The 9,454-nt window shown below is 48.4% G+C and carries 5 protein-coding genes and 1 tRNA gene; 5 read left to right on the top strand and 1 reads right to left on the bottom strand.

Going from position 1 to position 9,454, the window contains the following annotated elements:
- Positions 1–13: 13 nt before the first annotated feature.
- Together PJF56_RS14510 and PJF56_RS14505 are read left to right on the top strand one after the other, a co-directional pair.
- On the top strand, positions 14–5,473 hold the full coding sequence (locus PJF56_RS14510; RefSeq protein WP_283763400.1) for a S8 family serine peptidase: 5,460 nt from the start codon (positions 14–16) through the stop codon (positions 5,471–5,473).
- 712 nt (positions 5,474–6,185) lie between these two features.
- Positions 6,186–6,779: a hypothetical protein gene (locus tag PJF56_RS14505; RefSeq protein WP_283763399.1), complete on the top strand. Its 594-nt coding sequence runs from the start codon at positions 6,186–6,188 to the stop codon at positions 6,777–6,779.
- A gap of 39 nt (positions 6,780–6,818) precedes the next feature.
- On the opposite strand, the gene PJF56_RS14500 is transcribed toward PJF56_RS14505, so the two are convergent.
- Entirely contained in the window at positions 6,819–8,375 is a 1,557-nt protein-coding gene (locus PJF56_RS14500; protein ID WP_283763398.1) for an FAD-dependent oxidoreductase, read from the bottom strand.
- A 111-nt stretch (positions 8,376–8,486) separates the two neighbouring features.
- On the opposite strand from PJF56_RS14500, the gene rplS reads away from it, so the two are divergent.
- From rplS to secE, 3 genes are all read left to right on the top strand, one after another.
- The gene (gene rplS / locus PJF56_RS14495; protein ID WP_283763397.1) at positions 8,487–8,870 is read left to right on the top strand and encodes a 50S ribosomal protein L19; all 384 of its coding nucleotides are present in this window, start codon (positions 8,487–8,489) and stop codon (positions 8,868–8,870) included.
- Positions 8,871–8,940: 70 nt separating this feature from the next.
- Positions 8,941–9,013: transfer RNA gene (locus PJF56_RS14490), tRNA-Trp, on the top strand.
- 212 nt (positions 9,014–9,225) lie between these two features.
- Positions 9,226–9,453 (top strand): preprotein translocase subunit SecE, encoded by a 228-nt coding sequence (secE, locus tag PJF56_RS14485; protein ID WP_283763396.1) that lies wholly within the window; start codon positions 9,226–9,228, stop codon positions 9,451–9,453.
- Position 9,454 lies beyond the last annotated feature (1 nt).

The raw sequence follows: 9,454 nt of genomic DNA, 5'->3' as shown, positions 1-9,454 counted from the left end.
AGAAACGGGAGAAGTGGAGATTGACTATATCTTTGACGGTGGGGGATATCAAGGCGAACTGGCTATCTTTTCCTTAGAGGGAATGGATGAATTTGAACCCGGTTCCGAAGACTTTATTCAAGAAGCCTCCAGTCGCGCCTTAAGTAGCTCAGAACAAGGTCATGTCGTAATTTCCGATGCGGATGAAGGGGCGAGATTTAGTGGTAAATTGGGCGAGCGCGACCAAAATGCGGGGGAATATTTGGGCGTGAAAAGCTTTAATATGCGATCGGGAGATACCTTTGGGGTGATGTTAGTTCCCAATAAGACGGTAGCCAAAGTATTCGACAATCCAGGACTTGGCGGTTCCGGTCGTCCTCTCTTCTCCATGGTAACCTCCAATCCCTACGAAGGCTTCCATGTGGGACAAATTGCCGATGTTACTGGGGATGGCTCCACCTTCGTGATGGAAGATATCCGCATGGATGGTAAGACTGATTCGGATTACAACGATATCATCTTCCAGGTTCGGGGAGCCAAAGGCAAAGCCGCGCTGATGGATGAGGTGCTTGCAGAAGGAGAAGATTGGCGCGAAACTGAGTTAGGTAAAGGGATTATCGAATATGTTAAGCCCTATGTCACTCCCGATGCGGTGGATGAACTCGCAGGAGATTTAGTCGAGGATGTGGAGACTCTACTGGAATTCTTGGAGGATACCACAGAAGCGGATGAGAGTGTTGGTGAAGAGAATGTAGTTGAAGAAACTGTCACTGCTGATGTGGTTGAACCAGAGGTTGTGGAGCAGGAGACTGAGGAGAAACCTGTTGAGGAAGAGGTAACCGTTGATGAGGGTGAAGGTTCTGAAACTGAGAATACTGTAGAACCGACTGTTGAGCAGCAAGAGAGTGACGCAACTGAGGAGAAACCTGTTGAGGAAGAGGTAACGGTTGATGAGGGTGAAGCTTCTGAACCCGAAAATACTGTAGAACCCGTGGTTGTGGAGCAGGAAACTGAGGCAACTGAGGATAACTCAGATGAGGAGGAACCACCGGTTGCGGTAGAAGAAAATAATCCGGTTGCTGAGACGGAAGAAAATCAGCCGGTTGAGGAGGAAGAAGCGGTTGTTGCGGAGACTACGGAGACTGAAAACGAGGAAAGTTCTGATGTTGTAGAGGAAAATGCGGTAGAAGAACAAGAAAGTGTTGAAACGGTTGAGGGAGAGAATACGGAAACGGCATGGGTGGAACCAGAACCGACAGTCAAGCAAGAACTGGTTGAGCGGTTGGAAACGCTGGCAGTTAATCTGGAGGAGATTGATACTGAAGAGAGTTCAATCACGGAACTCAAAGCAACTGTCACGACGCTGACGGAAACGTTAGCGGAGAATTCTGAAGACTTTTCTGAGGTGCAGGAAGTGGCAACCACGCGGTTAGTGAACCGGTTGGAAGCGGTAGCGCAGCAGTGGGTGTCGGGGGGAGAAGAACCCACGGTATTCGAGTTTGCGGAAACTGAGCAACCGTTGGTGGGTGTGATTGATACGGGATTTAGTGGGGATAATCCCGATATTGACTATTCTCGGATTACCCTGGGAAGGGATTATGTTGACGGTGATGATAATCCTTTGTTGTCCGAAGGGGAAGGAAATGAACATGGAACCCATATCCTGGGGATTATTGGTGCAACTGAGGACAATGAGATTGGTATTGATGGAGTCAATGATACGGCTCCCCTGTGGGTGAGTCGTGCTATTGGTTCGGGACAATGGGCGGAGTCTTTGGTGGAATTTGTGGATGCTGCCAAAGAGTCGGGACAACCGAATGCGGTAGTTAATTTGAGTATGGATTTAACTCAGGTAGATGCTCAGGGGAATGTGACGACACGCTATGAATTAACGCCAGATGAGCGGGAAGCCATTGAATATGCGCGGCAACATAATGTGCTGATTGTAGCTGCTGCTGGGAATGATGGTAGCGTGATGTCGGCGTTAGGTCAGGCTTCTCAAGAGTTTGACAACATTATGACTGTGGGTGCGGCGGAACAGTTTGACCCCGATACGTCGGTTTGGAAAGGGACTAACCGTACCGACTATTCTAGCTATGGTCGGAGTTTAGATGTGATGGCCTATGGCGGAACGATGGAGAATCCCCAATTGTCTTTAGCTGGAGAAGGAACCAATGCGATGGCGGGGACTTCCGTAGCGACGGCGAAGGTTACAGGAGCAGTGTCTCAGGTTTGGGCGGCTAATCCTGAGTTAAATTACCGTCAGGTAGTGGAGATTATCCGCGATACGGCGACGGATTTGGGAACCACGGGTGATGATGCTGAAACGGGCGCTGGCTTATTGAATCTGTTGGCAGCCGTTCAGGTGGCGAAAGAAATGAAGCCAGAGGAGCATAGTACACCAGTTCTCTTGAGTCCTGAAACTTGGAGTGGGGAAGGAACCTATACCGCTGGCGAGCGTGCCGTCAAGATTTATGATGACCACTTTGACGGTACTGTTGCACCGATTGGGCATCCCTATTATGGAGTTCAGTATCGCAACTCTCCCAACGTAAACGATCGATCGTCACAAGCTGTGGCAAGCAATACCTACTTGGAATTTGATGGTTGGACTTATGGTAGTCGCCTGACTGATTGGTGGTTAGGCACTCCCGATGAATTGTGGTATCGCGTTAAAGACACGAATTATTGGGTTCCAAGTGCGTATATAAATGGTTATCCAGACCCTAAACCACCTGTTTTAAAACCCGCCGCAAGTCCGACACCGGCTCCTGCACCGGCTCCGGCTCCTGCACCGGCTCCTGCACCGGCTCCCGCTCCTGCACCGATTCCTGCACCGACTCCCGCACCGGCTCCTGCACCGACTCCTCAACCCACCCCATCGCCTTCACCAGAGGAGGTAGCTGCTAAGAAACGGGCAGCCGATAAAGTTCGCGCAGTGTATGAGGCGAATCGCCAGCGTTTAGGCAATTCACGACGAGATATCCAAATCTTCGAACAGGCATTTAATGGCGTGAATATGCCTGCGGTGCAATACTTTGACGGCGGGTATATCATTTGGAACGGTCAGAAAGCAATTCCCTACTTTACCGGGACTGGGAATGCTTTACCCAATATCGATTTACCTTCCACCGTTAAGCCGATTTGGGATGTTGTTAAACCAAGCAACGTAGTTAAGGTTCCCGATGGTCGTCACACCTATCCTAATATGCGGGGCAGTAGCGAATACTGGGTGGAGTTAGACGGGGATAAGAACGATATTAGTTTGGCGGCACGGGATACATCTCTGGCTCATCCTGACTTACGCACCACTGTCTATCGCAATCTCGGTGGTGGTCAGCTGCAACAGGTTCCCCTGACTGACATCGATCCTGGTGGCAATTATACAAATTACAAAGATTTGCCAGATGGAAAATATCTCATCAAGGTGGATGTCGAGCAGAATAAAGCGAACGTTCCCTATGAGATGGTTGTGAATTTAGACCAAGCTGGGGATACCGGTATCAAGGCTTGGAACATTAACCGCGAATCGGTTAACGGCCAGCTTGCGGGGCAACGGATTGTACGCAGCGATCACGTCGGACTGCCGTCTGGAGACCGGGATCTCTATGTCTTCACGACGGACGATATGGCAACCGAATTACGGTTTGCAGTACGCAGTCAGGACAGCGACGGTAGCGAAGCGGAGCGTCAGCGTCTGTTGGATGGTGATGTACGGGTACGAATCTTAGATGAGGGCGGCAAACAAATTGGAGAACCGATAGATTCCAAATCTCGGGAGCCCTTATTTGGCGCTCAATGGTTGGAACCGAACAGCAAATATTACGCTGAAGTAACCGCGCTCAATGGCACTAAAACCAATTACGATGTGGTGCTGAACTTCAACAGACTTGAGGCGGATGGTCGCTATGAATTTACCAACCTAAAGGGTGAGTTTGACTACGAATTCACAGTGGATGGTACGAGTCGCCAGCTTTATACGGCGATTCGAGATGACCAAGACAAAAATATTCCTGCTGCCTACTACAACTCTCAGCTTTACCGCTTGGTCAATGGTCAATGGTCAAAAGTGGCACCCAATAGCACTGGTAACGCAGTTTTCCGCTACGATTCTCTGCCCCAAGGGCACTATCGCATGGAGATCGAACCGAAGCGGTCTATGCCATGGTTTATGCCATGGTTTATGCCAAATGTGCCTTACAAGTTCGTTCATAACTTGGATCAGGCGGGCGATCGCCGCGAGGATGCTCGCGACCTGGGTAATATTGCGGGTTGGGGTGACAACAAGCGAACCGTTGTGAAAGATCATGTGGGGGTACCTGCACGTGAATCGGACTTCTACAAGTTCAAGACGGACGGCCAAGGACGGCTGCTGAGTCTTGCGGTACGCAGTGGCTACAACGGGGAGGATGTCGGGCCGCTCGATGGCAATGTCTGCATGACGGTACTCGACCATAATGGCAAAGTCCTTCAGAGCAAAAAGGTTATTGAAGGCAAAAACAACAACGGCACAATTAATTCTGTGAATCGCAAATCACCTTGGGCCGACTATGAGTTAGAACCTAACAGTGAGTACTTTGTACGGGTCGAACCTCAAGGCAATGATGCAACCAACTACTACCTAGTCGTCAACGCCAATCAGGTTAGTAATCGGCGAGATGAGAATCTAGCACGTTTTCCCAACCTGCATTTTTCAACACTTGTCAGTCAGGCAACTAATAAGGCATTAGATGCTGGGGGAAGTAACAGTTCGGTTTATCCTCATTCATCGCCAAATTCAAGTAATGAGTGGCAGCTTTGGGGCTTTGAGAAAGTAGGCGACTACTACATCATCATCAACAAGGCAACAGGAAAGGCTCTGGATGGAGGTGGCCCTGGTGTACCCTACACTCACTCCGATCCTGACACGGGAAATCCTTGGCATCTCTGGAAACTGGAGCAAGTGGGTGATGCTTATCTAGTCACGAATAAAGCTACAGGACAGGCTTTGGATTCAGGTGGAGACAGTGGCAATTCAATTTATATGCACGACAATCCTTCCACTTCAAATAACTATCACTTGTGGAATTTGAGCTTGCCCAATTCCGGATGGCAGAATCCTCTAGATCCAGGAACGTACACTATTTATGACGCGAATCGGTATCGAACACCTCAAAGACCCAAGCATAATGGTATTGATTTATCAACAACAGGGAGTAACCTGTATGTTCGTGTGAAAGCTGCGAAGCCAGGAAAGGTTATAGAGGTTGGCTATCATGCGAATGGATGGGGAAATTTTGTACGGGTACAGCACGATAATGGTCTACGAACTGTCTATGCACACCTCTCAAGTATTGATGTTCAGTATGGACAGCAAGTGAGTGGCGGACAAAAGATTGGTAACGTTGGCAGTACTGGAAACTCTACTGGTCCACATCTTCACTTTGAAGTTCATGTCAGTCCTTACCGCCACCCAACAGATACGAGAAATCCAGAAAATTATCTCCGTTTCTAGCATGGTAGGAGTAGCGTGCGTTAGTCGGCGATAAATTACTGAACTGAATCAGGCAATTCAAAAGCTCGACATAACGCAAAAAATTGACCCAGAGTGACGGTAGGGTGCGTTCCGGCTTCGTTCAAGTCTTGGATTTTGATAACAAGATTAAGCGATCCGGAACGCACCGATTCAGGAAGCCAACGACAAATACCAGACGAACCCTTGCCAGATTATGACTCCGGTGCGTTGCGGCAGCTTGTAGATTGTCCTCTTGGTTCGACATGGGTTTGAGCCGCAACGCACCCTACCGTAACTCATTGATTATGGGTGAATCGACGGGGATGAATTGATGGTTGGCGATCGCCCTCTTCCTTATCCTAGAAATTCCTACGCTAACTGCCCCAGTCTATTGGCTACACTGGTGGTCAGGTACGGAGGTACAGCAATGTCTACCCCAAATATGGGCAAAGTTCTCACAACCCTCACTATTACAAATCGAGCCGATCGCATCGGCAGCCAAGCGCGGGTATATCCCTAGCAATCAGGTGCGATCGCTCACCCTTCATAACATCCCCGTTGATAGCGGCGCGACAATGCTGTGTTTACCTGCTGATGCGATCGCTTTTTTGCCCCAAGCGGTAGGGTGCGTTCCGGCTTCGTTCAAGTCTTGGATTTTGGCAACAAGATTAAGCGAGCCGGAACGCACCGATTCGGGAAGCTCACTCCTCCTATGCATATTTCCTATTATTCTTGGGAGCAGCAAAAAGACTTACAATATCGCGGTCTGCAATTCTGGCGAAAATATATGGAAAACAAAAACTTTAATACCTATTTTCGTTTTGATACCTCTAGTTTTTTCGATTATGGTCATCAACCGGCTAAAATCCCCAAGCATTTTTTTGATTTTATCACCATTTCCCATTGCTTTTTTTCCGATCCTCAGTTACGGAGTGATTCTCAGAAGATGTATAATCAAATTTTCCGTAATGCTCTGAAGCCCGAAGGATATGTGATCCTCACTATTCAAGACAAAAAACTATGGAAATCTTATGACTTGACAGATCCCAGCGATCGCCTGCAAGAGTTCGCTGTTATCGATCAATTTTTAAAACCCCTAGGTTTAAAGTTAGTCCAGTATAAATATCTAGCGGCAACCGATCGCGAAACGCTTATCTCTGGCACTGATTTTTATAAATTTGCTAGAGATAACCTCTCTCAACAGAAACATATGACTCCCTTACTGCGCCAATATTTAGGACTACATTTTGATTGTCACTATGCATTAGATGACTATGTAATTTTAGCACAAATAGAGAGCCGGTAGGGTGGGCATTTCCAGCCCTACTATTTTGGGGATTAGGATTCACTCATAATCTCGTCCTGAGCCGTAGTGCCAACCCTCTCGCCAACGGTGATAGGTGTAGAGTTGCTCTGGAGAGAGGAATTTCAGATAGGGTTCTAAGGATTTGCCGACTAAATCTAAGAGGGTATAAGTGGCTAAGTTCTGATAATGGATCGTCCAGTTCAACAGGGTGGGTAAGCCAACTTGGGGAATAATTTTTAGCACGGAAATGGGTTCTTTAATCCAGGTTTGGAGTAAGGTTTGAGTTAAGCCGGGAAATTGTACCACATCTTGCAAAAAGGGCCGTAAAACTTCATCGCCTGCTTCTTCCATGATGGCAAAAACACCACTGAGTAATTCGTTGGGAGGTACAAGAAAGTCTTTACTTTCCATTTTTAAGCTCATGGAGCGCTGGAAGAGCCAAGTAACGGATAAACTGGGTTGATAGGGTTGGAGTAGGGATAATGGTTTTTGTTGTAGGGTATCTAGGGTTAAGGCTTCTTCAATGCCGAAGGTTAACCGCTTGAGGTGGCGGATCATGGCTCCAAAACCGCCAAAGCTGAGGGGCGACTGGCTGCCACTACTGTCGCCGATGGGTAAAATACGGTCAAAGGGGAGTTTAAGGGGACTGTTTTGATAACAGGGAAAGAAGCCGAATAGGGCGCGTTGAAAGGTGAGTCGATCGAGGGAAATGTTTTGGTATTCTGGCAGTAAGCGCAAGTATTCTTCATAGAAAAATTCGAGGCTAAAGCGATCGCGATGGGCATCTAAGTAGGTAAATAAATAGGTAGTGCGTCCATCTTTGGCAGGAAACGCTTCCCAAAAATATTGACAATGATGCATCGGTGGGGTGAAGGAGACAAACAGATCGCCAGTATCATTGTTGGGATAGCCTTGAGCGACGCTACCGACGACTAAACAGACGGCATCGGGTTTAGTTCCGGCTCTTGCTTGTTGACTGATGGGGGAAAAGTGCCCCATGGCATCGAGGAGTAAGCGGGCGTTAATGTGTTGATTTCCCGCTTTGACGATAATGCGATCGCCGTAAATTGTCGCTCCTGCAAACGGCGTTTGCTCTAACAGGGTTCCTCCTGCTGCTAGAAAACGCTGCTTCAGACACTCCAACAGAAACACCGGATCGATGCCAATATTGAGGACATCCTGAACCCAAATGTCGCCACTACCGGGAAAACTAATCCGGGCTGGGTTATACTCAGTGGCGATCGCCTCCTCCAACTGCTCCTCAGTCAATAACCCCAACTCCACCAACACCCCCAACTCCCGACGGGAAATATTCCACTCCTGCACCCTGCCGCGCAAAATTCCCCGCTCCACCACCGTTACCCGTATCCCCCGCAACTGCAAGGCACAAGCCATCATAATCCCTAGCGTGCCTCCACAAATAACCACATCCGTATCCAAGGGTTCATCCCTAGAAGCCCCCAGATCGGCTACCGTAATCACTTGGGGAACAGGGATACTCGATGAGCGCAAACTCAACCACAGCTTATCCGCCTTTCGCAAGCCTCCCAACACATCCCCCGGTAATTGGGATAAAATCTCCTCAGTTTTACTCATCCCGACTCCATACACTCACCCACCCTCTAGGATAACCCCAATCCCTCCTAGACGGAAACTCAAGATTTGAGTTATAATAGAAAATTGTCAGTTTTTAGGAAGTAGAAAGCCATGCACGCTCAAGAAATCATCCGCTCCATCGAAGCGGAACAAATGAAACCAGAAATTCCCCTAATCTACGTTGGAGATACCATCAAAGTCGGCGTAAGAATCCGTGAAGGTGGCAAAGAAAGAACCCAGCCCTACGAAGGAGTCGTGATTGCCAAACGCAATGGAGGCATCAACGAAACCATTACCGTTCGTAGAATCTTCCAAGGCATAGGCGTAGAACGAGTCTTTCTACTCCACTCCCCCCGGATCGCCAGCATTCAAGTCATCCGTCGAGGAAAAGCCCGCCGTGCCAAACTTTATTATCTCCGCGATCGCGTCGGTAAAGCCACCCGTCTCAAACAGCGCTTCGATCGCCCCCTAAACAAAAAAATCAAGACCAAATAACCCTCCCCCTTGACACTGCTTCCAATTGAGCTGTATAATTCAGAGAGCTGAAGTGATTAAAAACTTCTGTGCGCTCTTAGTTCAGTTGGTAGAACGCAGGTCTCCAAAACCTGATGTCGGGGGTTCAAGTCCTCCAGGGCGCGTTAGCTTATCCATAATTGGCCAGCGTGTCATCAGTCCCGGTTAGGGCTGCCTGAGCAGCCGAAAAGGAAGTGGTGTAAAGGTCGTAAAACACAAGCCAGATTCGTTAAACTGGAAATCAACACCAGGGGAGAATCCAACCCACCCATGCTCCCAACATGGGAAAAGTTTCACCCTCACCCAACCACCGAATCACAAGGGAGATCCAAACACCATGGCCAAAAAAGAAACCGCTCAAGCCCAAGAAAAATCAGAAAACCCCATAGAAGTTACCCAAAAATTCCTGCAAGGAACCAAAGACGAACTGCAAAAAGTCGTTTGGCCCTCTCGCCAACAACTCATCAGTGAATCTGTTGCCGTAATGTCCATGGTAGGACTATTTGCCTTTCTCATCTTTGCAGTCGATAAACTATTCATGTGGACAGCCAGTCAGGTATTTTGAA

This window comes from Roseofilum halophilum BLCC-M91 (assembly GCF_030068445.1).
Taxonomy (GTDB): Bacteria; Cyanobacteriota; Cyanobacteriia; order Cyanobacteriales; family Desertifilaceae; genus Roseofilum; species Roseofilum halophilum.
Note: the sequence above shows the minus strand (reverse complement) of the source record. Positions and strands in the feature narration are given on the sequence as shown.